Origin of the sequence: Corallococcus sp. CA053C (genome assembly GCF_003611675.1) — a bacterium.
Taxonomy (GTDB): Bacteria; Myxococcota; Myxococcia; order Myxococcales; family Myxococcaceae; genus Corallococcus.
Genome location: NZ_RAWA01000091.1, coordinates 1 through 25,946 on the forward strand (window position 1 = coordinate 1; position 25,946 = coordinate 25,946).

Annotated in this window: 35 protein-coding genes and 1 riboswitch; of the genes, 13 read left to right on the top strand and 22 right to left on the bottom strand. The window is 69.2% G+C overall.

Annotation, left to right across the window (positions count from 1 at the left end; genetic code table 11):
* Positions 1-489 (bottom strand): hypothetical protein (locus D7V97_RS14870; RefSeq protein WP_120611293.1); only part of this gene is annotated, 489 nt, incomplete at its 3' end.
* Positions 490-534: 45 nt separating this feature from the next.
* Positions 535-1,443 (bottom strand): AgmX/PglI C-terminal domain-containing protein, encoded by a 909-nt coding sequence (locus D7V97_RS14875; protein ID WP_120611294.1) that lies wholly within the window; start codon positions 1,441-1,443, stop codon positions 535-537.
* A 43-nt stretch (positions 1,444-1,486) separates the two neighbouring features.
* Here D7V97_RS14875 and D7V97_RS14880 point away from each other — a divergent pair, with 43 nt between their 5' ends.
* A complete protein-coding gene (locus D7V97_RS14880) occupies positions 1,487-2,347 on the top strand; it encodes a tRNA pseudouridine(38-40) synthase TruA (RefSeq protein WP_120611295.1) in 861 nt (286 codons plus the stop codon).
* 16 nt (positions 2,348-2,363) lie between these two features.
* On the opposite strand, the gene D7V97_RS14885 is transcribed toward D7V97_RS14880, so the two are convergent.
* The 9 genes from D7V97_RS14885 to D7V97_RS14925 all read right to left on the bottom strand — a co-directional run bounded on the left by D7V97_RS14885 (position 2,364) and on the right by D7V97_RS14925 (position 7,414).
* Positions 2,364-2,528, bottom strand: coding sequence for a ribbon-helix-helix domain-containing protein (locus tag D7V97_RS14885; RefSeq protein ID WP_120533031.1), 165 nt, complete (start codon positions 2,526-2,528; stop codon positions 2,364-2,366).
* 61 nt (positions 2,529-2,589) lie between these two features.
* Entirely contained in the window at positions 2,590-3,117 is a 528-nt protein-coding gene (locus D7V97_RS14890) for a hypothetical protein (RefSeq protein WP_120611296.1), read from the bottom strand.
* Positions 3,114-4,010 carry an ATP-dependent sacrificial sulfur transferase LarE gene (larE, locus tag D7V97_RS14895; RefSeq protein WP_120611297.1) on the bottom strand — a complete coding sequence of 299 codons (897 nt, stop codon included), beginning with the start codon at positions 4,008-4,010 and terminating at the stop codon, positions 3,114-3,116. Before larE ends, D7V97_RS14890 begins: the two co-directional genes overlap by 4 nt.
* Before the next feature lie 90 nt (positions 4,011-4,100).
* On the bottom strand, positions 4,101-4,886 hold the full coding sequence (gene cysC / locus D7V97_RS14900; protein WP_120611298.1) for an adenylyl-sulfate kinase: 786 nt from the start codon (positions 4,884-4,886) through the stop codon (positions 4,101-4,103).
* Between the two features lie 157 nt (positions 4,887-5,043).
* Complete coding sequence (locus D7V97_RS14905) at positions 5,044-5,532, bottom strand: Mov34/MPN/PAD-1 family protein (protein WP_120611299.1); 489 nt, start codon at positions 5,530-5,532, stop codon at positions 5,044-5,046.
* Positions 5,496-6,128, bottom strand: a complete 633-nt coding sequence (locus D7V97_RS14910) for a ThiF family adenylyltransferase (RefSeq protein WP_120611300.1) — start codon at positions 6,126-6,128, stop codon at positions 5,496-5,498. Before D7V97_RS14910 ends, D7V97_RS14905 begins: the two co-directional genes overlap by 37 nt.
* Positions 6,129-6,135: 7 nt before the next feature.
* The gene (locus D7V97_RS14915; RefSeq protein ID WP_120611301.1) at positions 6,136-6,408 is read right to left on the bottom strand and encodes a MoaD family protein; all 273 of its coding nucleotides are present in this window, start codon (positions 6,406-6,408) and stop codon (positions 6,136-6,138) included.
* Positions 6,409-6,410: 2 nt separating this feature from the next.
* Positions 6,411-6,650 carry a sulfurtransferase TusA family protein gene (locus D7V97_RS14920; protein WP_120611302.1) on the bottom strand — a complete coding sequence of 80 codons (240 nt, stop codon included), beginning with the start codon at positions 6,648-6,650 and terminating at the stop codon, positions 6,411-6,413.
* Positions 6,638-7,414: a HesA/MoeB/ThiF family protein gene (locus D7V97_RS14925; protein WP_120611303.1), complete on the bottom strand. Its 777-nt coding sequence runs from the start codon at positions 7,412-7,414 to the stop codon at positions 6,638-6,640. Before D7V97_RS14925 ends, D7V97_RS14920 begins: the two co-directional genes overlap by 13 nt.
* Before the next feature lie 121 nt (positions 7,415-7,535).
* On the opposite strand from D7V97_RS14925, the gene D7V97_RS14930 reads away from it, so the two are divergent.
* The 6 genes from D7V97_RS14930 to D7V97_RS14955 all read left to right on the top strand — a co-directional run bounded on the left by D7V97_RS14930 (position 7,536) and on the right by D7V97_RS14955 (position 13,559).
* The gene (locus tag D7V97_RS14930; protein WP_120611304.1) at positions 7,536-7,979 is read left to right on the top strand and encodes a hypothetical protein; all 444 of its coding nucleotides are present in this window, start codon (positions 7,536-7,538) and stop codon (positions 7,977-7,979) included.
* A 91-nt stretch (positions 7,980-8,070) separates the two neighbouring features.
* A complete protein-coding gene (locus D7V97_RS14935; protein WP_120611305.1) occupies positions 8,071-9,357 on the top strand; it encodes a sensor histidine kinase in 1,287 nt (428 codons plus the stop codon).
* Between the two features lie 20 nt (positions 9,358-9,377).
* Positions 9,378-10,142: a response regulator transcription factor gene (locus D7V97_RS14940; RefSeq protein ID WP_199728813.1), complete on the top strand. Its 765-nt coding sequence runs from the start codon at positions 9,378-9,380 to the stop codon at positions 10,140-10,142.
* A gap of 96 nt (positions 10,143-10,238) precedes the next feature.
* On the top strand, positions 10,239-11,351 hold the full coding sequence (locus D7V97_RS14945; protein WP_120611306.1) for an S-(hydroxymethyl)glutathione dehydrogenase/class III alcohol dehydrogenase: 1,113 nt from the start codon (positions 10,239-10,241) through the stop codon (positions 11,349-11,351).
* The gene (gene fghA, locus D7V97_RS14950) at positions 11,348-12,199 is read left to right on the top strand and encodes an S-formylglutathione hydrolase (RefSeq protein WP_120611307.1); all 852 of its coding nucleotides are present in this window, start codon (positions 11,348-11,350) and stop codon (positions 12,197-12,199) included. The genes D7V97_RS14945 and fghA overlap by 4 nt, the downstream gene beginning before the upstream one ends.
* 85 nt (positions 12,200-12,284) lie before the next feature.
* Complete coding sequence (locus tag D7V97_RS14955) at positions 12,285-13,559, top strand: DEAD/DEAH box helicase (RefSeq protein WP_120611308.1); 1,275 nt, start codon at positions 12,285-12,287, stop codon at positions 13,557-13,559.
* Here the strand turns inward: D7V97_RS14955 and D7V97_RS14960 are convergent.
* Positions 13,553-14,041: a peptidylprolyl isomerase gene (locus D7V97_RS14960; protein WP_120611309.1), complete on the bottom strand. Its 489-nt coding sequence runs from the start codon at positions 14,039-14,041 to the stop codon at positions 13,553-13,555. The two genes, D7V97_RS14955 and D7V97_RS14960, sit on opposite strands and share 7 nt — an antisense overlap.
* A gap of 75 nt (positions 14,042-14,116) precedes the next feature.
* A complete protein-coding gene (locus D7V97_RS14965) occupies positions 14,117-14,653 on the bottom strand; it encodes a DUF2378 family protein (protein WP_120611310.1) in 537 nt (178 codons plus the stop codon).
* A 188-nt stretch (positions 14,654-14,841) separates the two neighbouring features.
* Here D7V97_RS14965 and D7V97_RS14970 point away from each other — a divergent pair, with 188 nt between their 5' ends.
* The 3 genes from D7V97_RS14970 to D7V97_RS14980 are packed head-to-tail and all read left to right on the top strand — an operon-like array spanning position 14,842 to position 16,333.
* Positions 14,842-15,381, top strand: a complete 540-nt coding sequence (locus D7V97_RS14970) for an RNA polymerase sigma factor (protein WP_120611324.1) — start codon at positions 14,842-14,844, stop codon at positions 15,379-15,381.
* Positions 15,381-16,040 carry a DUF1109 family protein gene (locus D7V97_RS14975; RefSeq protein WP_120611311.1) on the top strand — a complete coding sequence of 220 codons (660 nt, stop codon included), beginning with the start codon at positions 15,381-15,383 and terminating at the stop codon, positions 16,038-16,040. Before D7V97_RS14970 ends, D7V97_RS14975 begins: the two co-directional genes overlap by 1 nt.
* Positions 16,037-16,333, top strand: coding sequence for a Carotenogenesis protein CarS (locus tag D7V97_RS14980; protein ID WP_120611312.1), 297 nt, complete (start codon positions 16,037-16,039; stop codon positions 16,331-16,333). Before D7V97_RS14975 ends, D7V97_RS14980 begins: the two co-directional genes overlap by 4 nt.
* Here D7V97_RS14980 and D7V97_RS14985 read toward each other — a convergent pair.
* The 5 genes from D7V97_RS14985 to D7V97_RS15000 all read right to left on the bottom strand — a co-directional run bounded on the left by D7V97_RS14985 (position 16,297) and on the right by D7V97_RS15000 (position 19,680).
* Positions 16,297-17,046 carry a glutathione S-transferase gene (locus D7V97_RS14985; RefSeq protein WP_120611313.1) on the bottom strand — a complete coding sequence of 250 codons (750 nt, stop codon included), beginning with the start codon at positions 17,044-17,046 and terminating at the stop codon, positions 16,297-16,299. The two genes, D7V97_RS14980 and D7V97_RS14985, sit on opposite strands and share 37 nt — an antisense overlap.
* Before the next feature lie 12 nt (positions 17,047-17,058).
* Positions 17,059-18,381 (bottom strand): hypothetical protein, encoded by a 1,323-nt coding sequence (locus D7V97_RS14990; RefSeq protein ID WP_120611314.1) that lies wholly within the window; start codon positions 18,379-18,381, stop codon positions 17,059-17,061.
* A 33-nt stretch (positions 18,382-18,414) separates the two neighbouring features.
* Positions 18,415-18,741: a quaternary ammonium compound efflux SMR transporter SugE gene (sugE, locus tag D7V97_RS14995; RefSeq protein WP_120611315.1), complete on the bottom strand. Its 327-nt coding sequence runs from the start codon at positions 18,739-18,741 to the stop codon at positions 18,415-18,417.
* Positions 18,742-18,758: 17 nt separating this feature from the next.
* Positions 18,759-18,829, bottom strand: a riboswitch (guanidine-III (ykkC-III) riboswitch).
* A 37-nt stretch (positions 18,830-18,866) separates the two neighbouring features.
* Positions 18,867-19,013, bottom strand: a complete 147-nt coding sequence (locus D7V97_RS44645; protein ID WP_158623365.1) for a hypothetical protein — start codon at positions 19,011-19,013, stop codon at positions 18,867-18,869.
* 22 nt (positions 19,014-19,035) lie between these two features.
* Positions 19,036-19,680, bottom strand: coding sequence for a dienelactone hydrolase family protein (locus tag D7V97_RS15000; protein ID WP_233582825.1), 645 nt, complete (start codon positions 19,678-19,680; stop codon positions 19,036-19,038).
* A 229-nt stretch (positions 19,681-19,909) separates the two neighbouring features.
* On the opposite strand from D7V97_RS15000, the gene D7V97_RS15005 reads away from it, so the two are divergent.
* Together D7V97_RS15005 and D7V97_RS15010 are read left to right on the top strand one after the other, a co-directional pair.
* The gene (locus D7V97_RS15005) at positions 19,910-20,677 is read left to right on the top strand and encodes a polysaccharide lyase (RefSeq protein ID WP_120611317.1); all 768 of its coding nucleotides are present in this window, start codon (positions 19,910-19,912) and stop codon (positions 20,675-20,677) included.
* A gap of 32 nt (positions 20,678-20,709) precedes the next feature.
* Positions 20,710-20,979 (top strand): DUF2277 domain-containing protein, encoded by a 270-nt coding sequence (locus D7V97_RS15010; RefSeq protein ID WP_120611318.1) that lies wholly within the window; start codon positions 20,710-20,712, stop codon positions 20,977-20,979.
* A gap of 15 nt (positions 20,980-20,994) precedes the next feature.
* On the opposite strand, the gene D7V97_RS15015 is transcribed toward D7V97_RS15010, so the two are convergent.
* The 3 genes from D7V97_RS15015 to D7V97_RS15025 all read right to left on the bottom strand — a co-directional run bounded on the left by D7V97_RS15015 (position 20,995) and on the right by D7V97_RS15025 (position 25,102).
* A complete protein-coding gene (locus D7V97_RS15015; protein WP_368668918.1) occupies positions 20,995-22,743 on the bottom strand; it encodes a CotH kinase family protein in 1,749 nt (582 codons plus the stop codon).
* Positions 22,744-22,863: 120 nt separating this feature from the next.
* The gene (locus tag D7V97_RS15020; RefSeq protein WP_199728814.1) at positions 22,864-23,901 is read right to left on the bottom strand and encodes a hypothetical protein; all 1,038 of its coding nucleotides are present in this window, start codon (positions 23,899-23,901) and stop codon (positions 22,864-22,866) included.
* Positions 23,902-23,956: 55 nt separating this feature from the next.
* On the bottom strand, positions 23,957-25,102 hold the full coding sequence (locus D7V97_RS15025) for an AI-2E family transporter (protein WP_199728815.1): 1,146 nt from the start codon (positions 25,100-25,102) through the stop codon (positions 23,957-23,959).
* Between the two features lie 93 nt (positions 25,103-25,195).
* Here D7V97_RS15025 and D7V97_RS15030 point away from each other — a divergent pair, with 93 nt between their 5' ends.
* Positions 25,196-25,711, top strand: coding sequence for a hypothetical protein (locus D7V97_RS15030; protein ID WP_120611321.1), 516 nt, complete (start codon positions 25,196-25,198; stop codon positions 25,709-25,711).
* 34 nt (positions 25,712-25,745) lie between these two features.
* Here the strand turns inward: D7V97_RS15030 and D7V97_RS15035 are convergent, their stop codons facing one another.
* Positions 25,746-25,868: an aminopeptidase gene (locus D7V97_RS15035; RefSeq protein WP_120611322.1), complete on the bottom strand. Its 123-nt coding sequence runs from the start codon at positions 25,866-25,868 to the stop codon at positions 25,746-25,748.
* Positions 25,869-25,946: the final 78 nt, after the last annotated feature.

Below are 25,946 nucleotides of genomic sequence, written 5' to 3' on the forward strand. Positions count from 1 at the left end.
CTCCGGGGGCGGCTCCGGGGGCGGCCGGGGGAAGCGCTCGGTGAACTCCTTCTTCAGCTCCGTGGGCGACTTCTCCGGGCTCCAGATGCTGTCGCGCAGGGACTTGTACTCGGTGGGGGACAGCTGCCCCCGCTCCTCGGCGTCAGCGAGGACTTCCACGACTTCAAAGGCCGGGGCCTTCTCCGGGAACTCGTGCTGCTCCAGTTCTTCCGGGGCCTCGTGCTTGGCCAGGAAGCTGAACGAGCGCGTGAGCTTCAGCGCCGTCTGCTTCTTGATGTGGAGCTCCTTGAGGCAATAGGCCTCGAAGGTGGCGTGGCCCCACTCCTCGTACTTGGCCTCGTCACGGACCTGGACGAGCAGCTTGCCCAGCTCCGCCCAGGTGGACTTGAAGCGCTTGGCGGCCAGCAGGACGGTGTGGCGGAACGTTCCCGGGGGAACGCTCATGGCCTTCTTGGCGATCTCGACTTCGGCGACGGATGCGGCGGACATGCCCTTTCTATCGGGCACGTCCGGGAGGTGGGCAAGAAAGTCGCCCTACCCCCGCTTGCCGATATTGAACGAAAGGCCGACGGTGGCGCGCTCGCCGTCGTAGGACTTGAACGGCCACTTCTTCAGCTCCGTGAAGAGGCAGTCGTAGAGGGCGCCCTGCTTGAACTGGGGGTTGTCCACCCAGAGCTTCGCCACGCGGCCGTCGTTGCCGATGACGAACTCCATCGGGATCTTCGCGGCCAGGCCCGGCGTGCGCTCGGCCTCTTCCTTGAAGCAGCGGAAGAGCGTGGCGCGGTTGCCAGCGACGACGCGGTTGATGGCGCCCTGGTCGAACTGCTGGGCCATCTCCAGGCCGTCGGGATCCGTGGAGACGCTGCCCGTGCGGGCCGGCCGGCTGGTGGCGCTGGCCACGGCGGTGCCCGCCGGCTTCCCGGGCGTCCCGGTGCCGGTGCCTGGAGCGCGGTCCGGGCGGCGCGGGTCGTTGGACGGGTAGGCGAAGAGGTCCTCGTCGCCCGCGCGGGACTGGGCGAGCCGGATGGTGGGCGGATCCATGGTGATGCCATCGCCCTCCTCCTCCTGACCGAACCAGCCGTACACGGCCGCGTTGCGCGCGATGTACCAGCCCGCGACGCCCAGCAGCAGCGCCACGCCGGCTGCGACCCCGCCCAGCACCTTCATGCGGCGCTGGTTCTTCGCCTGCTCGGCGAGCATCGTCGCCGCGACGCGGCCCTGGGCCTCGAAGCGCGCGATGTGCACCTGGAAGGCGGCGGTGTCCCGCAGCGTCCGGAAGTCCCGCTCCCCCGCGGGAGCCACCGGGCTGTCCGGGGTCAGGTCCCCCGTGTAGAGCTTCTCCACCACCTGGGATGCGGTGATGGGCCCCAACACCAGGTCGCCCTGACGGAAAAGCCACTGCCCATCACTGTCCACCGCGGGTTCTAGTTGTCCGGCCAGCATTCGCGCGCGAGTATCGTGTGTCTCCCCGCGACACCGCAACGCCGTGGCAAAGTCTCCTTCCAAACGAATTCCCGCGGCACTGTGGACTTGGTACCGCGGTGGAAACTTCCGCGGCTTCCAGCGCCAGGTGGAAGGGCCGACCGTCCAGGACGCCCTGGAGGACGCCCTCGAGCAGGCGGGTTCACCGGCGACCGTGATGCCGTCGGGCCGCACGGACCGGGGGGTGCACGCCCGGATGCAGGTCATCAGCCTGCGGCTGGACGAGGAAGTCCCGCCGGAAGCGCTGCCCCAGCGGCTGGCGCCGTTCCTTCCCCCGGACGTAGGCCTGTGCGTGGCGAAGCGGCCCCCAGGGTCCTTCCATGCGCAGTGGAGCGCGAGCGGGAAGGTGTACCGGTACCGGCTGACGCTGGGCGCATCCCCGTCGGAGGCGTGGCGGCCATACGCGCTGGACGTGGGGGCGGAAGCGGGGCTGCAGCAGGGGCGCACGGTGACGCCGGAGCGGCTGGAGGCGCTGCTCGCACGGGCCGTGGGCACGCGGGACTTCACCGCGTTCCATGAGCGGTCCAGTCCCCAGAAGGCGCGCACGCTGGCGTCCGCCACCCTGCGGGAGCTGGGCGGAGGGCTCTACGAGGCACGGCTGGAGGGGGATGGCTTCGCGCGCTACCAGGTGAGGTACCTGGTGGGCAGCGCGCTGAAGGTGGCCGCGGGGCTCCTGTCCGAGGAGCAGTGGCACGCGGCGTTGGATTCGGGCACGTCCCTGGCGGGCTTCAAGGCCCCGGCCCATGGGCTGGTGCTGTGGGAGGTCCGCTATCCTGCCGCGGTGGACCCCTTCGGGTCCGGCGAGCGCCTCCACCCGCCCGGTCTTCCCGACTCGGCTCCCTTCATGGAAGCAGCGCCGGGCTGAGGCCGCGGGCGACGCTTCAGTCCACGAAGCGCGCTTCGTACTTCGCCAGCAGATCCGAGATGGCCTCCCGGAGGTATTCGCTCTGACGGATGCGCGTGGCGCGCGACAGCTCCTTCAGGGCATCGAGCTTCTCGCGGTTGAGACGAAACACGACCGAGGTGAGGCGGGGATTCATGTCCAAGTGCGCAACCTCCTACAGATGCGCACACCATCTCACAGAGTCGGACATCCGCAAGAAAAACTCACGAAGCCGAGCCCACCGGGATGATCCATTGCAACCCGGTGAAGAACTCGGTGTCCGCGCGCAGTCCGGAGCCGAACCCGAAGGTGAATCCGAGCCCGCCGTACAGCGCGAAATGATCCGAGAGGGTGTGTCTGGCGCCGAACCCTATGCGAGGCCCCAGCCACGGCCCAGAAATCGGACGCACGGACGCGCCGAGTTCGAAGAAGGTCTGCCAGGACTCGGATCCGAAGACGCTGCGGTAGCCGCCGATCAGCGCCAGTTCCTCACCGGGTGCGCCGGTGCTGCCGCGCACGAGGAGGAACACCTCATCCCGGTCGTAGCCGACGGTGAGGCCCACGCCCAGATCCAGCTGCGCGGCGAGGCCGGAGGCCGCGTCGTCACCGCTGATCCGTTCCGTGTAGGTGGCCCCCGGCCCGGCGCTGAGGATCAGCGAGCGCCGGTGCGCGTACGGGCCGTCGTCCACGTATTCGGCGGCGACGGCGGGCGCGGCGGCGAGGATCAGCAGGGCCGGGAGGAGGCCCTTCACCCCACCACCGGGAGCGGGAAGCCCTCGGCGCGCCCCTGCCCTGCCGCGGGCCCGATGCCGGCGGCCTCGTTGAGCCGGCCGGAGCGGAAGGGCTCCAGGTCCAACGCCACGAACTTGAAGCCCAGCGACTTGAAGGCGCCGTTGATCCGGTCGCGCACGGCGGCGTCGAAGAAGCGCGGGTACTCCTCGCCGGCCAGCTCGATGCGCGCCACGTCCTGGTGGTAGCGCACGCGGAACTGCCGGAAGCCCAGGGTGCGCAGCTCCGACTCCGCGGCGGCGATCTGCAGGAGCCGGTCGCGCGTCACCGACGTGCCGTAGGGGATGCGCGACGCCAGGCACGCCATCTGCGGCTTGTCCCAGGTGGGCAGCCCCAGGGCGCGGCTCCACGCGCGGATTTCATCCTTGGTGAGCCCGGCCTGCGCCAGGGGCGACTCCACCCGGTGCTCCTTCGCGGCCTTGTGGCCGGGGCGGTGATCCTTGAAGTCGTCCGCGTTGAAGCCGTCCAGCACCACGGACAGATTCAACTCCGCGCGCTTCGCCTCGCAAAGGTCGTACAGCTCCGTCTTGCAGAAGTAGCAGCGGTTGGTGGGGTTGGCGGCGTAGTTGGGGTTCGCCAGCTCGTTGCTGGAGACGACGACGTGCCGGGCCCCCAGCCGCTCCGCCAGTTCGCGCGCCTCGCGCTCTTCCTCCGGGGCGACGGAGGCCGACAGCGCGGTGAGGGCCAGGGCGCGCTCGCCCAGCACCTCCACCGCGACCTTCAGGACGAAGGTGGAGTCCACGCCGCCGGAGAACGCCACCAGGGCGCTGCCGTGCGCGCGGAGGGCTTCGCGCATCGCCTCCAGCTTGGGGCGGGACGCTTCACACAGGGCCTGGATCTGCTCGGGGCTCAGCATGGGGGAACTCCTAAAACAGAAGGGCCCCGGATTGCACGCGCATCGCGCACGCAACCTGGAGCCCTTCGCTTGAAGAACGACGGTATGGAACTACCGGGCCTTGCGCTTGGCGGACTTCTTCGCGGCCGGGGCCGGCTTGCCCACGCGGGCGGCGCGGGTGGCCGGACGCGCCTTGGCGCCCTTGGAGCCCTTGTCCGCCTTGGGGGCGGCCTTGGCGGCGGACTTGGCAGGCTTGGGGGTGTGGATGCGGACCGGAGCGTCCTCCTCCTCCTCGTCGCGGCGGGCCTTCTTGGGCAGCGGGTTGGCCTTCATCTTCTTGCCGGTGATCGTCTTGAGCTCGTCCGTGGACATCAGGCCGAGGTCGAGGAGCGCCTGGAAGATCTTCGCCGCGCCGTCCTCCACCGACTCCGTGTCGGAGTAGATGGTCACCTCGGGCGAGGTGGGCGGCTCGTACGGCTCCGTGATGCCGATGAAGTTCGGGATCTCGCCGTTGAGCGCCTTCTTGTAGCGGCCGGTGGTGTCGCGCTCGATGAGCTTCTCCGTGGGGCAGTCGACGTAGACCTCCACGTACTTGCCCACCGCGCGGCGCACCTCCTCGCGACTCGCCTTGTAGGGGCTCACGCAGGGAACGAGCGCCGCCACACCATTGCGAGAGAGCAGGTTCGCCACGAAGCCCAGACGGCGGACCACCGTGTTGCGCTCATCCTTGGTGTCGCCGATACCAGCCCACAGGTCGTTCTGGAGGTCGCCCTCGTCGAGGATCTCCACGTTGCGCCCGACCTGCCGGAGGCGGGCCGCGATGTACGCAGCCGTCGTGCTCTTCCCGGTCCCGGACATGCCGGTCAGCCAGAGGGTAAAACCAGTGTTGGGGGCCATAAGGGTTCAAACTCCCTGCGTCCGGAGCGCTGCTTGCAGGCGGCCTGGGACGCGGCAGATCCAATAGACCGCCGCTTTATAGACGAAAACCCGGTGACTTGACAATTCGTACCCACCTTTCCGCAGGTGGGGCCTCCAAGCGAGCAAATGCCTGGGGTTACAAGGGATTTTCAAACCTGAAATCCGGTACCGGGATCGGAACAGTCTGAAAATCGCCTTGCTGCCACTCAGACGAGGAGGCGGAGGTGGCCCGGCCGTCATGGATCGCGACCACCATATACGACATCTGCGGCAAAAGTGGGATGCCCTCCGGGGCGGCCTGCCGACGGTCCTCGGCGGAGAAGACAGCGGCCGTGTCGACGTGTGAGTGGAAGACGCAGACGACGGTTTCCTGCCGGGCGTCCGCCTCCTTGCACACCTGCAGCCACACTTCGGGAGCGAAGGCGTAGGCGACGCGCGGCGTGGGGGAGGCGTTGGGCAGCGGGAGGACCCGCCACGGTTCCCCCTCCCCTGCCCTTCCCTGGAGGATCACGCCGCAGCCCTCGTGGGGCCAGGCGGCCTCCAGGTGGCGGATCAGCCGGGCGAGGATCTCCGGCGGGAAGGCACGGCTCAGGGCTTCGGGCCCGCCGCCGCGCAGCGTGAGCACCGGCGTGGCTCCAGCTCCGCCAGCGCTCCCGGCGCGCTCAGCCACCGGCCTCCCAGCGAAGGGCCCATCCCGAGCCGCAGCCGCTGGAACACCAGCGCCCCCAGCGAGCCCAGCGCGACGCCCAGGGCGCCGTCCGGCGGCGTCCCCAGGTGGCGCACCGTTTCGCCGAAGCACCAGACGCACCCGTCCGCGCCCCGGAACACCACCGCGCCGCGCGCGCCGTCACCGCCCAGCGCGACCCAGGGCGCCTCGCCGCTCCAGGCCGCCGGCAGCTCCGCGAGCAGCCCGCCGCCGGGCGTGCCCGCCGCATCCGGGTTCACCTCCGGAACCACCTGCGCCAGCACCTCCACCACCGGCCGGCCGACGTCGTGCGCCGAGGCGAGGAACCCCGGCGACCAGGGACCCATCGTCAGCGAGCCCACGCCCGTCACCGGCGTGCCGCCCCCCGCGAGGTACGCCGTCGCGGTGAGGCCGGACGCGCCCAGGCCGTCCACCCGCGCACCGCCCGACAGAAGGGCCTCCTGGCCGCGCCCTCCCACGTCCCGAAGGAGGATCTGCCGGGAGTAGCGGAGAATCTGATCCTCGCGCAGCGCCATGGCGCTTTCAGCCTCCTGCCATGGCCGGGATGAGGGTGATCCGGTCCGCGTCCGTCACCGGCGTCTCCAGCGACTTGAGCGCGCGCACGTCCTCGTCGTTGAGGAAGATGTTCACGTAGCGCCGCACCGCTCCGCGCTCGTCGAAGAGCCGCGCACCCATTCCGGGGTAGCGCGCGTCCAGGTCCTTCAGCACGTCTCCCACGGTGGCGCCGCTGGCCTGCACCTCGGCCTGGTTGCGCGTCAGCGTCCGCATGGGCGTGGGGATGCGAATCGTCGTCATGGTCACCTTCCCTGCTTTCGTACCACCAGGCGGTGCGTACCATCGCCGCGTGGCTCCAGCGAAACCACTTCGTGGCCCTCGTCGCGCGCGCTCCGGGGCACGTTCTTCAGCGGCTCGTCGCCCTTGAGCAGCACCTCCAGCAGCGTGCCCGCGGGCAGCGACTCCAGCTTCAACTTGGTGCGCACGTAGGTCATCGGACAGACCTCGCGGGTGATGTCCAACGTCGCCGTCACGTCGGGCATGCGGTGTCCTCCTGTGATGAAGGGAACGGGGGCAGCGACTGGATGGCGCACCCCGGACAGTCCGGCGCGCGCGTCACCTTCACCGTGCGCCCGTCCAGCGTGGCGCCGTCGATGACGTGCAGCGTGGCCTCGCCGCGCGTCCTGCCCGCGGCGCCCGCCAGCAGCTCCAACGCGAGCAGCGCCTGCACCGCGCCGATGAGCCCCGCCATCGAACCCAGCACGCCCGCCTGCGCGCACGTCGGCACCGCGTCCGGCGGGGGCGCGTCCTCGTACAGGCAGCGCAGGCACGGGCCGCCCGGGTCGATGCGCAGCGCCTGCCCCTGCATGCGCAGCACGCCGCCGTACACCAGCGGCACGCCCGTCAGCACCGCCACGTCCGACAGGAAGAACTTGGTGGCCACCCCGTCCGTGGCGTCCACCACCAGGTCGTGCGCGCGGAAGAGGGCCTCCGCGTTGTTCGCGTCCAGCCGCTCCGGCAGGGCCTCCACGCTCAAGCCCGGAAAGGCTCGCAGCAAGCCCGCGGCGGCGGATTCGGCCTTGAAGCGGCCCACGTCCCCGGTGCGGTGCCAGAGCTGGCGGGGCAGGTTCGTCACGTCCACCCGGTCCGGATCCACCAGCGTCAGGTGCCCCACACCCCCTTGCGCGAGCGCCAGCGACGCCGGGCAGCCCAGGCCGCCCGCGCCCACCACCAGCACCCGCGAGCGCTCGATGCGGGTGGCGTGGGGGATGCGCGCGTGGTGGTCGGTGTCAGGGTGGCCGTGCATGGGACTGGTGCTCCGCGAGGATCGAACGAATATGGTGCGGCGACTCCACGTCCTGACTCCAGGACGTTCCCGAAGCCTTCCCACCGCCGCCGTCACAAGCGGCCCTCACCAGCCAGGACATATGAAAAACCTGACCGGCGCGCTCGTGTTTTCCACCCTGCTGTCCCTGGCTGTCGGCTGCCACAAGAACACCGGCGAGAGCCCCGACGCCGCCACCCAGACGGGCACCGTCAAGGAGGAGCTCCAGACGGGCCGCGCGGACGCCTCTCCGGCCACCTCCCCGACGGCCACCGCCGAGGCCGGCACCGGCGACTCGGGTGGCGCCACCTCCGCCTCCAGCTACGACGCGAGCGCCAGCGACCAGCTGGCCCTGGAATCCTGCGTGGACAGCTGGCTCAAGTCCCACCACCTGGACCGCTACGGCAGCAAGGCGGGCACCATGTACGCGGGCGGTACGCCCCTGTTCGACGAGCGCACCGGTGAGACGACGGACCGGATGCAGTTCGTCTTCAAGCAGCAGCCCGACGCGAAGAAGGCGTGCGTCTCCCCGGACGCGGGCAAGTAGCGCCCCCTCGCGTCCCCGCCCGGCAGGGAGACGACCTGGTGGCTCCAGGGAATTCCGCTCCCTGGCGAACGTCCCGTAAGCTGCCGGGCGCATGGACAGCGAGCTGAGACACGGCGAGGATCACCCGGCCCACGACCTGCGCGCCCGCGTCCGCGCCGTGCTGGAGCGGCGCAACCTCACGGACAACGTGTCCGCGGAGCAGGCCGCGGCCTCCTGGGAGCAGGACCGCTTCGTCGCCCGGGCCCGCGCCCTCTTCTACGCGCGGATGATGTTCCTCACGCTGGGCCTGCTCATCCTCGCGGTGCCCGCGTGGAGCGGCTACTTCGGCTTCAACGGGCCCATCTCCTTCGTGGGCTACTTCGCGATGCTGCTCTACAGCGTCGCGAACCTGCTCGTCATCGACCACCCGAAGGCCGGCCGGTGGGTGACGTACCTCACGCTCTGCTTCGACCTGCTCATCACCGTGGTGCTCATCGCCCGGCCCCAGGTGGGCGGCGGCCTGCAGAGCCCGCTCCTGGCGACACAGCTGCTCTTCACCACCCTCTTCGCCATCCTCTTCCCCAAGCCGCTGGCCATCCTGCCGCCGCTGCTGGCGCTGCCCATCACCACGCGGTTGGACCTGCTCCTCAACCGCTCCGTCACTGCGGTGGAGCTGCTCACGCTGCTCTGGTACCTGGGCCTCAACTTCATCATCGTCTACGTGCTCGTGTACCTGAACGAGCGCGAGGCCACCGCGCACCGCGAGGTGGTGTCCCTGCAGGGCGACTTGAAGGAGCTGGCCGTGGTGGAGGAGCGCAACCGGCTGGCGCGGGAGATCCACGACGGCCTGGGCGCGTCGCTGTCCTCCATGATCATCCAGGCGGAGTACATCCTGAACATGGCCCGCGAGGACGACGCGCTGCGCTCGGAGATCCGCGAGATGAAGGCCACCGCGGAGGAGTCCATCGAGGAGCTGCGCCGCAACCTGCGCATGATGCGCGACGACTACGAGCTGGCGCAGGGGCTGGAGGACTACGTGAAGACGTTCCGCGACCGCACCGGCCAGGAGATCCGCTTCGAGCGCACGGGCCTCACGCGCAAGCTGCCCCCGGACGCGCAGCTGGCCCTGTTCCGCATCCTCCAGGAGTGCCTGTCCAACGCGGCGAAGCACGCCGAGGCCAAGGAGGTCCAGGTGCGCCTGGACTTCAGCCCCGAGGGCGTGCACCTCGTGGTCCGCGACAACGGCAAGGGCTTCGACCCGGGCCACACGCCGCGCGGCCACTACGGCCTGCTCAACATGCGCGAGCGGGCCATGAAGCTCGGTGGCTCCATCGTGGTGGACTCGGCGCCCGGCGCCGGAGCCCAGGTGGCCTTCTCCCTTCCCTGTCTCTCTGCCTGACGCACCCGGAGCCCGCCCCAGTGGACCCCATCCCGACCGCCGCTCCCCTGCCCATCCGCGTCTTCGTCGTGGAGGACCAGACCAAGATCCTCAAGAACCAGCTGCGCCTCTTCGAGGGCCACCCGGACATCGACATCGTGGGCACCGCGCTCTCTGGCGAAGCCGCGCTGGACGAGGTGCCGCGCGTGATGCCGGACGTGCTGCTGCTGGATTTGGGGTTGCCCCGGATGAGCGGCATCGACGTCACCCGCGAGGTGAAGGCGCGCTATCCGAAGATGGAGATCCTGATCTTCACCATCTTCGACGAGGAGGACAAAGTTTTGGAAGCGGTGAAGGCGGGCGCGTCCGGGTACCTGCTCAAGGGCGCGACGGTGGACAAGATCGTCGAGGCCATCAAGGAGGTCCGCGCGGGCGGCACCGTCATCCAGCCGAACCTCGCGCGGCGCCTGCTGCGCCACTTCCGCGTGGAGCCGGACACCACCCCCGTGCCCACCGAGCCGCTGCCGGTGACGCCGTCAGCGGCCGAGCCCCCGACCTCCACGCGCACCGCCGCGCAGGAGGAGGCGTCCGCGCAGGAGCCGCTGCTCAAGCCCTTGTCGGATCGCGAGCGGGAGATCCTCCAACTCATCGCCAAGGGCGTGTCCAACAGCGAGGCCGCCCGGCTGCTCACCTTGTCCAAGGCCACCATCCGCACGCACCTGGAGCACATCTACCGGAAGCTGGAAGTCACGAACCGCGTGGAGGCCGTCACCGAGGGCATCCGCAAGGGGCTCATCTCCGTGTAGCGGGCGGACAGGGGTACGCACTTTTTCGCGGCCGACCTGGGGAGTGGCTTCTACAGTGGGGGGTCTTCGTTCCCCTTCCAAGTCTGGAGCCCCACCATGGACGTCCGCGCCGCCGTCGCCTTCGAGGCCGGCAAGCCCCTGAGCATCGAAACCGTGCACCTGGAGGGCCCCAAGGCCGGCGAGGTGCTCATCGAGCTGAAGGCCACCGGCCTCTGCCACACCGACGAGTTCACCCGCTCCGGCGCCGACCCCGAGGGGCTCTTTCCCGCCATCTTCGGCCACGAGGGCGCGGGCATCGTGGTGGACGTGGGCGCGGGCGTGACGAGCGTGAAGAAGGGGGACCACGTCATCCCGCTCTACACGCCCGAGTGCCGCGGCTGTAAGTCGTGCCTGTCCCAGAAGACGAACCTGTGCACGGCCATCCGCGCCACGCAGGGCAAGGGCCTGATGCCGGATGGCACCAGCCGCTTCCGCCTGGGCAAGCAGCTGATCCACCACTACATGGGCTGCTCCACGTTCGCGAACTACACGGTGCTGCCGGAGATCGCCGTGGCGAAGATCCGCGAGGACGCCCCCTTCGACAAGGTCTGCTACATCGGCTGCGGCGTCACCACCGGCGTGGGCGCCGTCGTCTACACCGCGAAGGTGGAGGCGGGCGCGAAGGTCGTCGTCTTCGGTCTGGGCGGCATCGGCCTCAACGTCGTGCAGGCCGCGCGCATGGTGGGCGCCGACATGATCGTCGGCGTGGACCTGAACCCCGCGCGGAAAGAAATCGCGGAGAAGTTCGGCCTCACCCACTTCGTCAACCCGAAGGACGTGGAGGGCGACCTCGTCCCCTACCTCGTCAACCTCACCGGCGGCGGCGCGGACTACAGCTTCGAGTGCATCGGCAACGTGAAGACGATGCGCCAGGCGCTCGAGTGCTGCCACCGCGGCTGGGGCGAGAGCATCATCATCGGCGTGGCCGGCGCGGGACAGGAGATCAGCACCCGGCCGTTCCAGCTCGTCACCGGGCGCGTGTGGAAGGGCAGCGCCTTCGGCGGCGCGCGCGGCCGCACCGACGTGCCGAAGATCGTCGACTGGTACATGGACGGGAAGATCCAGGTGGATCCGCTCATCACCCACACGCTCAAGCTGGAGGACATCAACCACGGCTTCGAGCTGATGCACAAAGGCGAGTCCATCCGCAGCGTGGTGAAGTACGCATGAGCGCGGCCCCCACGCTCGTCAGTGAGCACGCGTGCTTCGGGGGGACGCAGTCCTTCTGGAAGCACCCGTCCGAGGCCTGCGGCGGTGAGATGCGCTTCAGCGTCTTCACCCCGCCCCAGGCGAAGCGCGGCCCCGTGCCCGTCCTGTACTACCTGGCGGGCCTCACCTGCACCGAGGAGACCTTCCCCACCAAGGGCGGCGCGCAGCGCGTGGCGGCCGAGCTGGGCCTCATGCTCGTGGCCCCGGACACCAGCCCTCGCGGCGCGGGCATCCCGGGCGAGGACACAGACTGGGACTTCGGCACCGGCGCGGGCTTCTACCTGGACGCCACGCAGGCCCCGTGGAGCACGCGCTACCGCATGGGCACGTACGTCACGAAGGAGCTGCCCGCAATTCTCGGCGCGCACTTCCCCGCACGCATGGACCGCGAAGGCATCTTCGGCCACTCCATGGGCGGGCATGGCGCGCTGGTGACGGCGCTGCGCCATCCCAATCGCTACCGCTCCGTCTCCGCGTTCGCGCCCATTGGCGCCCCCATCCGCAGCCCGTGGGGCAAGAAGGCGTTTGGCGGCTACCTGGGCCCGGATGAGTCCACGTGGCGCGAGTACGACGCCACGGAGCTGCTCCGCTCCGGGAAGCGCTTGCCTCCGCTGCTCGTGGACCAGGGCACGAAGGACAAGTTCCTGGCGGATCAGCTCCACCCGGCCTTCCTGAAGGACGCGTGCGAGGCGGTGGGCCAGCCCCTCACGCTGCGCATGCAGGAGGGCTACGACCACGGCTACTACTTCGTCGCCACGTTCATGGAGGACCACCTGCGCCACCACGGCGCGGCGCTGAACGCGGGCTGAAAGTCGTTACGGACCGTGCCCCGGGACTGTCCCGGGGGACGGGTCCCCCTTCCCTTCCCGCCCCGGACGTGACAGGCGTGGGGGCATGAGTGCCACTTTCAAGTCCCTCGGCCTGTCCCCCGAAACGCTGGGTGCGGTGAAGCGCGCCCGCTTCGGTACCCCCACGCCCATCCAGGCGCAGGCCATCCCGCCCGCGCTGTCCGGCCGCGATGTCATCGGCTGCGCCGCCACCGGTACCGGCAAGACGGCCGCCTACCTGCTCCCCATGATTGAACGCTTCGCGGGGGAGCGCGGCACGCTGGGCCTCATCCTCGCCCCCACGCGCGAACTGGTGCAGCAGGTGGCGGAGCAGGCCCGCTTCTTCGGCGAGCCCCGGCGCGTCCTGCCCGCGGTCATCATCGGCGGCGAGGACATGAACGCGCAGGTGGCCGAACTGAAGACGCGCCCCACCATCATCGTCGCCACGCCGGGGCGGCTGGTGGACCTCCTGGGCATCAAGGCCGTGAACCTGTCGCAGATCCGCACGCTGGTGCTGGACGAGGCGGACCGGATGCTCGACATGGGCTTCCTGCCGCAGATCAACCAGATCCTCCAGGCGCTGCCTCGCAAGCACCAGACGCTGCTGTTCTCCGCGACGCTGGGCGCGGACGTGGCGCGGTTCGGCCAGCGCGCCTTGAACAAGCCCGTGCGCGTGGAGGTGACGCCCAGCGGGACGCCCGCGCCGCGCGCGGAGCAGCACGTGTACATCGTGAAGCCCGAGGAGAAGTGGCCGCTGCTGCTCACGCTGCTCGCGCAGGATGAGGCGAGCGCGCTCGTGTTCGTGCGCACCCAGGCCCGCGCGGACAAGATGAAGGAGCTGCTCGCCGCCGCGGGCCACAAGTCCGCCGCGCTGCACGCGGGCCGCACGCAGGCCCAGCGACGTCAGGCGTTGGAGGGCTTCCGCCGGGGCCAGTACCGCTGCCTCGTGGCCACCGACCTCGCCGCGCGCGGCCTGGACGTGGACGACATCGGCCACGTCATCAGCCTGGACATCCCGCATGGGCCGGAGGACTACGTGCACCGGATCGGCCGCACCGCTCGCGCGGAGGCCAGTGGCCGGGCGTCACTCTTCGCGCTGGAGGTGGAGCGCCGCACCCTGCGCGACATCGAGAGCATCACCCGCCAGGAGCTGCCCCTCACGGAGGTGCCTCGCAAGGACCCCCTCTTCCGCAAGGAGATGGAGGCGTTCCTCGCGAAGCAGCGCGACCCGGGGCCGCGCCAGGCGGACCACGGCCGCTCCACCCGGGCCCCGGAGGCGACGCCCGGGCGCCATGCCCGCTCCCACGGCAAGGCCCGAGCGAAGGGCCCCGACCGTCAGTGATCGTGGTCGTCGTCCGGACCGTGCGCGTGGCCGTGCTCGAGCTCCTCGGGCGTGGCGGCGCGCACTTCCTTGATGTTGACCTCGAAGTGCAGCGTCTTGCCGGCGAAGGGGTGGTTGAAGTCCACCAGCACGGTGTCCTTCTTCACTTCCTTCACCAGGAAGTCGACCTCGTCCCCGTCCGGATCCGTGGCGCTCAGGATGCCGCCGGCCTTGATCTCCAGGTCCTCGGGGAACTCGGTGCGCGGCACCTCCTCCACGCCTTCCGGGTCGTAGTCCCCGTAGCCATCCGCCGCGGAGACGGTCGCCTTCAGCGTCTCGCCCGCGGACTTGCCTTCCAGCGCCTTCTCCAGGCCGGGGACGATCTCCTCGTAGCCGTGCAGGTAGACGAGCGGATCCCCCGCCTCGCTCTCGTCCACGATGACGCCGTCACCGAGGTGGAGCTTGTAGTCAATGGCGACAACACTGTCCTTGCCGATTTTCATGGGGCCCTCATAGCGCATTCAGCCATGCCTCGGTGGAAGGATGATGCCCACCGTTACCGCGTGCACACGGACGTCCTACCAACGGATGCGAAGCTCGAAGCGGCCCTGCCCGGTGTCGCTCTCCAGCACCACCGTGGGGTTCGCGGCACCGGACTGACGCAGGGCCTCTTCGCAGCAGCCTGCCGCCGCCTCCGCCGGAAAGGGATAGCCCTGGAAGGTGACCCGCCAGTCCTTCGGGGCCAGCTCTTCGGAATGGATCTCCACCGGCTCCATCACCGAGCGGAAGCTCAGCGCCACCCGCTTCATCGCGCGATCCGGGCCCGCGATCCTGAGGGCGACATTGACGACCTTGCCCACCAGCGTCTCGAAGTAGCCGCGCACCAGGTCGCGCCCCATCTGCCGCAGGGCCTCCTGGGGCGGACGGCCCGCGTAGGCGTACGCGAGCACCAGGTTCTGGCACCGCGTGAACACCGACGCCGGGTAGGACGCCCGGGGCTTGTCCACGTCGTAGCCCGCCGCCGCCAGGCGCTCCCGCAGCGACGAGTCCATCCGGACGCAGCGCATGAGCGACTCGAACAACGTGGACTGGATGACGACCTCTGCCGGGGACATGTGCGCTCGAAGTGGGGAAACGCGAGGAGACCGGAAAGGCGCGAGACACTAGCCGGTCGCTTCGGGGAAAGGATCCCCCCGGCGGGGTTGTTCCGCGGGCCAGTGGTTTCAAGGCCTTGGATCGTCCAGACCTTCAACCGTCCGTGTCCGGAAACGAATTCCGAGGAGGGCCGTCCGTGAACCAGGCGATGGGGAGCGTCACGGACGAAGCGCTCATGGACCTGTTCTGTCAGGGAGATCACTCGGCGTTCGAGGCGCTGTTCGCCCGACACGCTGGACGTGTGCAGGGCTTCCTTGCGCGCATGGTGAGGGATGGACCTTTGGCGGAGGACCTCTTGCAGACGACATTCCTGTCCGTCATCCGCGCCCGGGGTCGCTACGAGCCGGGCACCCGCTTCACCCCCTGGCTGCTCACCATCGCGGCGAACGCGGCCCGGGACGCCCTGCGGCACCAGCAGCACGTGGACTCGCACGCGCATGCCCCCCCGGAAGGCCTCACGTCGGTGCCCGCGCCTGACGGCGATCCCGTCCTGCGCCGCCGCATCGAGGACGCGCTCCAGCTCTTGCCCCTGGAGCAGCGCGAGGCGGTGGTGTTGAGCAAGTTGGAGGGCTGGTCCTTCGAGGAGATCGCCCAGCTGCGCGGCATCCGCGCGGGAGCGGCCCGGCTTCGCGCGCACCGGGGCTACGAGAAGCTGCGCGAGCTGCTCGGTGGACTGGAGGATGCCTGATGCCCGCGCCCTCCGACCCGTTGATGTCCTCCCCTCCCCGGTTGGATCCGGGAGCCCTGGAGCGCGCGCTCGCGGCGTCGCGCGCGGAGCTGGCGCTGGGGCGGCCGGTGCGGCGCTGGCGTCCGCAGGCCGTGGGGCTGTTCGCCGCGTCCGCGGGGATGGCCCTGGCGACCACGGCCGTGTTCGTGGCCCTGGGACGCACCACGGGCTCGGCGGTGCTGGGCCGAGCGCCGATGCTGGCGATGCTGCTGGCCACGAGCGCGGTGTGTTCGTGGGCGGCGTTGTCCCCGCGCGGGCAACAGTTGCGGTGGGTGGGCGTGGGGATGGCGCTGGTGAGCGCCGCGCTGCTGGTGCTCACCCGGGGGGCGATGCGCGAGCCGTCGTCCCTGCCCGAGTGGGTGTGCACCGCGAGCCACGTCGCGGTGGCGCTGGTGCCGGTGGCGGTGGCGCTGGCGGTGCTGCGTTGGGCGGCGTTCAACCCGCTGCGCGCGGCGGTGGCGGGACTGGCGGCGGGCACGGTGGGCGCGTTCGTGGGCGAGCTGGCCTGCGGCCTGGGCGCTGGACACGTGGCCGCGTATCACCTGGGCGCCTGGGCGCTCGTGGCCCTGATGACCGGGGCCCTGTCGAAACGACTCAAACCCCGGACCTACGCTCCATGAAGCAAGACCCTTCGCTCATCCTGACGGAAGACGTGGACGGCGCACCGGTGCGCATCGGCTCGGCGGTGATGATCGTCCGCACGGAGCCGGACGACCCCATCACGGAGCGCTTCCTCGACCGCGTGGGCGTCGTCGTGGCGCTGGTGTTCGACGATCCGCCCACGCAGTACCCCACGGATCCGCTCATCCAGGTGCGCGTGCACGGCGTGGGCGAGGACCTGTTCTTCGCCCGCGAGGTGGCCGCGGTGCCGCTGGGTCACTTCGTCGCGTTCGGGTCGTCCAGCTCCGCGTAGTGGCGGAAGATGCCCTGCTCGTTGAAGGGCTGGGCGCGCGGGGAACTCCGGTACGCGGCGATGCGGGGCCGCTCCGCGATGCGCTGGCGCAGGGCCATCACACCGGGCACCTGATGGGCGACGCGGCTCATGGCATTCGGGAAGGCGTAGGACAAGCCCTCCACGAGCTGGAACAGCGCCAGCTCCGGGTAGCTGAAGTCACTGCCCAGCAGGTATCTGCCGCCGCCCTGGGGATTCGTCCTCAGCACGCGCTCGAAGTAGCCCAGGAACTTCGGGATGCGCTGGGTGCGGAAGTCCTCGGCGCGGGCCTTCGCGGCGTCTCTCTGCTCCTCGTAGTACTTCATCACCGCGATGGGGTGATGCGTGTCATGCGCCTCCGCCACCGCGTCCGCGACGGTGAGCTGGAGCTGACGCGCGTGCAGCCGTGCGCCCTCGTCCGCGGGCACCAGGCCCAAGCGCTCGCCCAGGTAGGAGCAGATGTTCGCGGCCTGGGAGATGACGAGTTCGCCCAGCTTGAGCACGGGCGGCGCGTACGCGGGCACGGGCCCCTGGCCCAGCAGGTTCATGATGGCCCGGGCCCCGCCGCCCTGGGACTCCGGGAGCAGGCCCACGTCCACCCAGTCCGCCCCCGCCTCCTCCAGCACCAGCCGCACGAACTCGCCGCGGCCCGGGAGGCCGGGCCAGTAGTACAGCTGGAACTTCGCGTCGCTCATCGTCCGCTCCTCTCACAGGTCCTGATCATCGTCACCCTTACCCGGATTGAGCTTGCGCTTCTTCGTGGGACTGGGAGTTTGGTGCGTTGCCACGCGCTTGAGCGACCCGTCGTTCTTGGGGACATAGGTGAGGGCCAGGGTCCGGCAGTTGAGGTGGATGCCTGTGAGCGTCTCGATGCCCGTCAACCTCCCATTGCAGCTGCGGCAAAGGATGTAGTTCCTGCGATGGGCCTTGTAGGCCTGGACGTCCTTGCGACGCAGCACCTCGATGATCACGCCGTTGTGATCGCTGTAGGCGTACGCCTTGTTGTTGAGCTCGGTGTACTTGTCCGTGAGGCCGTGGAAGACGAAGGCCGGATCGTAGGCCGGGTCCGTGGTGTCGCTCCCCACGACCTTGTTGTCCTTGATCTTGGCGACAGCGTGGTGCGTACACGCGATGTCGAAGTGGGTATCAAACCCGCTGTTGGTTCCCGAGATGCTGAACGTGCTGTGGCCCCCATAGCCCACGAGTTCCTGCTCGCCGCCGTGGATGCTGCTCACCCAGTCCGTACCGCCCAGCTGGCCCTGCAGCGCTGACGACATGAAGCCGGAGCTCTTCTGGTTGGTGTCACCAATCAGCAGGTCCAGCTCCTCCTTGCCCGTCGAGCGCATCGCATTGAACTTCAGGTACTCCACGACGCTCGCCGCGTTCCCGCAGATGTGGTTCGGGATGTGCACGAAGGCCATCAGCCACCCCATGACCGTCAGGGTCATGCAGATGGCCTTCTCATCCTTGTTCTTGTCCGAGAGCGTATCGAAGCGGTGGATCTTCAGGTCGAACTCGTCGATCTGGCTGTGCTGCTGCTTCAGCACCGTGAAGCGGTGGCGCGAGTCCCCGGTGGGGTTCATGCCGTAGATGACCTCGTAGCCCAGGATGATCTTCCCCATCAGCTCATCGCCATACAGCTCCCCGAGCACGATGAGCGTCGGCGGGCGGCTGGTGAACCCACCGTTCGTGCTCGTCCGGTTCATCGTGCTCTTCACGATGGTGTCGATGACGCCCGATAGGAACTCCAGCAGTTCGTCCGCGTCCTGGCCCTTCTTGAACGTCTCCGAGAAGGACTTGGACTCAGGACCGGTGGCGAACTCCACCTCCATGTCCTTGCCCACGATCTTCTTCGTGGCGAAGTCGTAGTGCGGAACCGGAAAGGTGAGCTTCCGGTCCGCGTTGTCCAGGTCGTACACCTTGCCCGCATTCGTCTGGGCCCTGTGCTTGAAGGAGTTGCCACTGACGACGGAGTGCCCCGTGGTCTCCTTGTGCCCGACGGACTCCAGGGACTGGTACACGACGAGCATGGGGACTCCTCCACAGCGGCGGTGCGCTGCATCCTAGTGCGTACCGCTGGTGACCTTCAGCCCCACGATGGCGACGAGCAACAGGCCCAGGAAGAACAGCCGGGGCGCGGTGGCGGGCTCCTGGAAGAGCACCATGCCCAGCACCGCCGCGCCAAACGCGCCGATGCCCACCCAGACCGCGTAGGCCGTGCCGATGGGCAGGCTCTTCGCCGCGAAGGACAGCAGGCCCATGCTCGCGATGATGGCCGCCACGGTGAGGAGGCTGGGGAGCGGGCGGGTGAAGCCCTGCGTGTACTTGAGGCCAATGGCCCAGCCCACTTCGAGCAGCCCGGCGATGACGAGGAGGATCCACGACGACATGACGCACGACTCCCGTGAAGGCGTCGTCTTGTCGTGACCGGGTACGGCGCACCTCGTCCGGGCTCGAGGCCCCACCCCGGGGCCTCGCACGCATCCCGCACGCTAACCCCGTCGGGGCTTCTTCGCTACCGACCTTCTGGCGGCGGCGTCACGCCCTCGACGTGCGTCTTCCCGTCCTTGTCCACGCTCAGCGAGATGCGGTCCTTGCCCCTCACCATCAGGTAGAGCGAGGGCTGCTCCTGGAAGCCCCACCCACGAGGAGCAGGCCGCACGGATGGAGCCGTTCCAGTGGCGTCAGAGGGAGTAGCCCAACATCCACGTGTAGATGTCATGCCCCGCCGAGCCGTCATACGTGCGGCCCCACGAGTCGTGACCGACGCCGGGATAGAGCGTGAGCAGCGCCGCGGGATTCGCCACAGGCGAGCACGTGGTGTTGAGCGCCTTCACGGGGTTGATGGAGCCATACGGGGAAACAGTGCCGTCCGCCGAGCCATGGAAGGCCCAGACGGGCAGCCCCGCCGCCGCCGCCGGGCAGAGGTTCAGGCTGTTGCCATTGCCCGCGATGGGCACGATGGCCGCGAGCTTGTCGTAGTGGACCGCCGCATAGGCCCAGACCTGGATGGCGCCCGCGGAGATGCCCGTGAGGTACACGCGGCTGGCATCCACCCGGTAGTGCACCTTCGCGAACTCGATGATTGCGTCGATCTCCGCCACGGAGATGAACGCGTTGAAGCGCTGCGGGGCGATCAGGATGAACGGGAACTCACGCCCGTTGCGGATGAGCCGGGGCGGCGCGTTGATGCCCATGACCTTCTCCAGGGCCGCGGCGCTGCCGTTGCCCACCTCCCCCGTCCCGTGCAGGAAGATCACGAGCGGATACCTCCCGGTCGCGTTGTCGTCATAGTCCAGGGGCAGGTACTCCCAGTAGCCGAGGCTCATCCCAGGCACCGTTCCATAGGGACGGGCCAGGATCTCTCCCTGCGCCGCGAATGCACCCTGCGCGGAAAAAAGCACCCAAACCAGGCTCAATAGCAGGCAACGCACGCCGTTCATGAGGCCTCCCAGGAGGAAGGGACAGCCTAACGGGTCTGCCTGTGATTTAGCTTGGAAAACGAGCAAAACGCTATAGAACCAATCGCATCATAAAACTCCAGGAAGGACTCACGCCATGAAGCTCAAGGACGTTGGTGTCGCTGTCGGGGTGTCGCTGTTCGCGTTCGGTCTGGTGGCGGAGGCGGCGGAGATCTTCCGCAACACCGGCACGCTCTCCGGATGGAACTCCATCAACCGGGAGCACAACGGGTCGGTCAACGAGGTGACGAACGTCACCTACGAGGGACCGACGGCCATCAAGGTGACTCAGATCTACGACCCCGCGTACACCGGCCGCTATCACTCGGAGGTCGTGAGGAACAACGTGTACCGCCGGGGGGACACCGGCTTCTACGGCTTCGCGTTCCGGTTGCAGGCCGACTGGCAGTTCCAGCCCCAGTCCTACAACATCGCCCAGTTCATCGCGGACTTCTCCAACACGGGCTGCGACGACTACATGCCGTCCAGCATGGTGTGGATCTCCGGCAACCAGCTCTTCACACGCGTGAAGCAGGGCTCCGTCTGCAACCAGAACACGGTCACGTTCGGCAACCTCGCCACCATCACCGCGGGCGAGTGGCACAAGGTCATCATCCAGGCGAAGTGGGCGAGCGACGGCACCGGCTTCTACAAGCTCTGGTTCGACGGCACCAAGGTGCTGGAGCAGTACAACCTGAGCACCACCGTGTCCGACGACCGGTACTTCCAGTTCCGCGTCGGCCTCTACGCGAATGGCTGGTACGACAACGGTTACATGCAGGGCAGCCAGGCCAGCCGCAGCATCTGGTTCGACGAGATCGCCGCCGGTACGACCTACGCCGACGCCGACCCCGCCCAGTGGTAGGCCCCGTCCGCGCGCCGGCCTAGACTCGGGGCATGTGCCGGAACATCAAGCCCCTGTTCAACTTCGCGCCGCCCGCCACCGACGATGACGTCCGCGCGGCGGCGCTCCAGTTCGTCCGGAAGATCGCCGGCACGCGCAAGCCGTCGAAGCAGAACACCGACGCCTTCGACGTCGCCGTCGAGGAGATCTACCAGAGCTCCAAGCGCATGCTCGACGGGCTGGTGGCCACCACCCCACCCCGCGACCGGGCGAAGTTCGAGGCCCTCAAGAAGCTGCGCTTCAAGAGGGCCGAACCCCGCTGAGACCCGGTCCGAGCCTCAAGGCACCTGCGACTGGAACGCCGTCCAGCGCGTGTGCACCCACTGCCGCACGTACTCCACCTCCTCGGCGTGGGTGTTGAAGTCCTGGCGCAGGTGCCAGTCCGGGAAGTTGGGGTGCCCGAGGGTGTCTGGCTTCGCGAAGGCATCGTACTCGGCGGCCCAGCGCGCCTCCTCGCGCTGCGCGTTGGGGCCCAGCTCCTTCACGTACCCGTCGATGAGCGCCTGCACCGTGGCCTCGTTCACGTCACTCTTCAGCACCTGGCGGTAGCGCTCGCGCATCGGGGTGGCGATGGTGGACTCGTCCAGCATCTTCTTGAAGAGGAGGTTGTCATCCGCGTAGGTGGGCCGCGCCGTGGGGCTGCTGCGCGTGGTGTCGTAGTTCTGCCCGAAGCTCGCATCCAGGTCCCAGGGGATGAAGCGCCACGGGCCGCCCGTCTTCGGGTCGTACGCGTGATAGGCATTCTTCGCCTGCGAGTCGTTGCCCAGGATGAGCGTGTTGAAGATCCACCAGTTCTCGTAGTCACGCGCCTTGAGCTTCGTGCCGAAGTCCTGGCGAAAGGCCTCCGGGCTCGAGTCCGCGACCCAGGCGACGAAGCTGTCCAACGTGTCGAACGCGTGGGCCTGGCCCTCCTCCGGGGTGCCGTCCTCCTTCTCGAAGCCCTCGTGGAGGTGCTCCTTCGCCACGCCGTCGCGCCGGACCCGGGAGAAGTTGGCGTCGGCGTCCACGGCCTTGAAGAGGTCCGCGTCCTTGTCGATGCCGTTGCCCTCCATCAGGCGCTTGTCCGGGTGATCCGCCGCCGTGTAGAGCCCCCGGTATTCGTTGTTCGCGTACACCACCACGTAGAAGGTGCGGATGCGCACGGCGTCCGGCGCCAGCTTGTTCCACAGGTCGAACGCCAGCCGCGAGCGCAGGTACGAGTTGTCATTGAACGGGGTGATCAACACCAGTCGCTTGCGGTCCTTGAAGCCGTCACCGAAGACGGGCTCCGAGAACAGGTCGTCCTCCGCGAACTTGAACGTCAGGCTGCGCTTGGGGAACACGCTGGACGTGGCCCCGCGGTACTTCGCCTCCATTGTGAAGCGGTGGCCCCGGTAGACGACCTCCGCGGGACGGTAGAACCCGGAGGTGAGGCCCACCTGCTTGTCGAAGAACAGGTGCACGACGGGCAGGCCGTACTCCTCCGTGTAGGCCACGGGGTCCACGATGGGGACCTTGCCCGGGGCCGCGTCGTTGTTCGCCACGCCCACCTTCAGCGTGCCCGTCTCCCCGGTGGTGCGCTCCTCCAGCGTGAGCATCCACACCGCGCCCTGGTTGAGGGCCGGCGTCCAGCGCAGCGTGGCGGTGGACTCGTCGAAGGTGGCGCCCGCGGGCAGGTTCTTCACCCCGAAGCGCAGCGTGGGTCCGGTGAGGTTCGTCCCGCAGCGCACCTGCGCGGTGAAGGCCTCGCCCTCCAGCACCCAGCGCGTGTCGCCCGCGGTGGGCGCGCACGTCTGCTGCGTCGTCCCCGCGTCCGGCTGCGTGCCTGCGTCCGTGCCCGCGTCGTCCGTGCCCGTGCCCGCATCGGGCGTACCCGCGTCCGTGCCAGCGTCGGCCGAGCCCGCGTCGGGCCCGCCGCTGCCACCGGGGTTGATCGGGTCGTCGGAGCCGGTCCCCGGCGGAGGCACGGTGTCACCGCCGCCGCACGCCACCATCCCCAGGCACAGCACGCCCGCCAGTCCCCGCCTCCACCATCGCGTTGCTCGCACCGAGACACGCCCCCCTTGGGTCCACGGCCACCGTCCGACCGTGGGGGAAAGGGGTAGGCATCGCGGACGCGTCAGACACCTGCGGGGCAGGAAGGTGTCCGGGGGCGGACAGCGCGGCTGTCAGTAGGACCCGATCAGGCCGACGTGCAGGCTGGAGTACGTCTCCTCGGCGACGCCGCCGTTCGTCCACCCCGTGCGCGTGCCGGCGCCAGTGAAGCTGTCGCGGAAGTGCGCCAGACGGAAGGCCACGTCGTACCCCAGGGGGCCCCAGATCTCCCCCGTCACGCCCAGCTCCGCGGACCAGCCGAAGCTGCTCACGGACGTGCCGAAGTCGCTGATCTCCTGCGCCCTGCGCCCGCCGTCCGCGTCCGGCGAGTGGCCCGGCTTGGGCGACAGCAGCAACCCTCCCGACGCGTCCAGGCGCACCGAGCTGAACAGCGGCACCGACAGGTCCACCGCCACCGCCGGGAACACGCGGTGCGTGCCGGACAGCGGGGTGTCCTGCGCCTCGTCCACGTTGAACGCGCGCGTCTGCAGGCCGGCCCGGGCCCCCACGTAGCCCTGCTGGGGCCGCGTGGTGCCGAAGCGGAAGTAGAAGCGGTAGAGCGCCTGCGCCGTGAAGGCGGTGTCGGTGGCCGTCGTCTCGCGCGGCGGCGTCTGGCCCCCGTCCCCCGTGAGCGTCACGTCCGACGAGGAGTAGCCCTGCTGCACCCCCAACCGCAGGCCCAGCCCGCGCAGCACCGACGTCTCCCGGTGCGCCAGGGGCAGCGCATCCACCTCCAGCAAGAAGCCCAGGTACGGGTGCGTCGAGGAGAAGTCGGACGTGTCCCCGACCTGATCCTCCTCGGGGAGCCTCTCGTATTCGCCACACCCCTCCACGCCGGGCCTCGCGCAGTAGCGCCGCCACGTCGCCGTCAGGGCCAGGTTCAGCCGCACCCAGGTGGGCTCCCCCAGCTCCGCTTCGGAGGAGGCCTTCTTCACGCTGCCCTGCCCCGCGCCCAGCCGCAGCGACAGCCGCGACGGGGCCTCGCGCAGTCCTTGGAAGGCGGCCGGGGCCAGGGGGTCCGAGGCCGCCGCGGTCGGCGCCGTGAGGGCTCCGACGAGGGCCAGGGTCCACAGCAGCCCCGAAGGGACCCTCGCGCATCCGGTGGTCGTCATGCGTCGGGCAGGTTCACCCAGCCCGACGGCGATGTCCAGGCTCGGCGCCGAGGGGTCAGGCGTTCATCACATGGCCCACGCTCGCGGCCACTGGCGAGGGCGGCACGGACAGGGAAGGCGAGGAATCCTCCTGCACTCCCGGCATTGTCTGCGCTTCCGGGGCCCGACCCAGGAAGTCACGGCGGTAGATGCGCACCATGGCCATGAAGATGGACGCGATGAGCGGCCCCACCAGCAGGCCCATCATCCCGAACACCGCCAGCCCGCCGAACATGGAGAGGAAGACGAGCAGCGGGTGCAGCGCCATGCGCGAGCCACACAGCCGGGGACGGATGATGTTGTCGATGCTGCCCACCAGGAACGTGCCCCAGGCGAGCAGGAACACGCCCTCGCTCACCCGGTTCGCCGCGATGAGGATGACCCCGATGGGACCCCACACCAGGGCCGTGCCGCCCACGGGCACCAGCGCCACCAGCACCATCGCCGCGCCCCACACGCCCGCGTGTGGCACCCCGGCGAGCAGCAGGCCCAGGAAGCCCACCGCGCCCTGCACCAGCGCGGTGACGGTGTTGCCGTAGATGATGGCGTACGCGACGTCGGTGAACTCGTGCGAGAAGGCGTCGAAGTAGCGGCGCTCCAGCGGGATGAGCTTCGCGACCTCGTTGACGATCCGGCGACCGTCCAGGAAGAAGTAGTACATGGCCACCGTCATCAGGAACATGTTGACGATGAACTCCGTGCCCGCGCCCACCAGGTCCGCGAGCAGCCCCGCTCCGCCCGACACGGCCGTCATCAAGAGACGCTCCGTCTCCGAGCTCTCCGGGTCGAACCGCACGTAGCGGCTGACGCCCCGGGGCAGGCTGGCCAGGAAGTGGTGGCGCAGGTCGACCTGATCCAACAGGTCCTGCGCCTGGCCCACGAACTGGAGGACCTCGCGGGCCACCATCCAGCCCACCAGCGCCAGGGGCGCCAGGATGAGCAGGAACACCGCGAGGGTGGACAGACCAGCCGACAGGGACTTGCGACCCCGGAGCCGTTGGCTCAAGGAGTCCTGGATGGGCATGAACAACACCACCAGGAAGCCGCCCAGCAGCACGGGCATCATGAACGGCAGCAAGATGCGTGAAAACAGAATCATCGCGATGGCGAAGAGCCCCGCGAAGATGAAATTCGACCACCGCTTCGTATCGCCCGCCGTCACCGACCCACCCCGTCCCCCAGAACGACTGCACGCAACCTAGGAACGGCATTTCCATCCAGGAAGCCCGCCTGCCCCGCTCGGAGATTCGCACCCATGAATTCTGGACGTTTCATCCCCCTGGCGGCCGTCACGACGGCCCTCGTCACCAGCACCGTCCTCCTGCTCGCCCCCGCCTGCGGCGACGACGGCGCGGTTCCGGACTGTGGTGAAGGGTGCGCCCCCGTGGAGGGGCTCTACCCCATGGCCTTCCTGAGCGATGCGGGCCTTCCCGCCGAGTGCGCCAACCTGGACGTGCCGGCCCTGCCCGAGGGCAAGGACCTGAGCCTCGCGCGCGACGGAGGCACGCTCACGGGTTCGTTGGATGGGGTGGCCCTGAAGGGCCAGGTGTACGCCACGGGCGATCTGCGCCTCACGGGCGCGCCCCTGCCCAGCTCTGATGGGGGGTTGACCACCTTCCTGACCCTGACCGCGTCCTTCACCGGGGGGCCGGCGGACGGCGGGCTCGGAGGAAGGCTGAGGGGGAACTTCACCGGCAACTACTCACGGCAGGACGGCAACACCAGCGAGCGTTGCTTCGTCACCCGCCCCTTCACGGCGACCCGGCGGTGAGCCAGGGCCGCCGGGAGCGGCGCCGGGGCGGGAATTACTTCTTCTTGCCTTCGGCGGCGGCGGCCTTCGCGGCCAGCTTCTGCTTCTTGACCCGCTTCTTGTGGTGCTGACGGATCTTCATCTGCACGCGGCGGTGCTTGCTCTTGCTGTTGGCCATGTAAGTGGCTCCTGGTCTCCGGAATGGAGCAAAGGGGGGTCTACCTATCAGAACCCGACGGGCTCCCGGAAGAGGAAC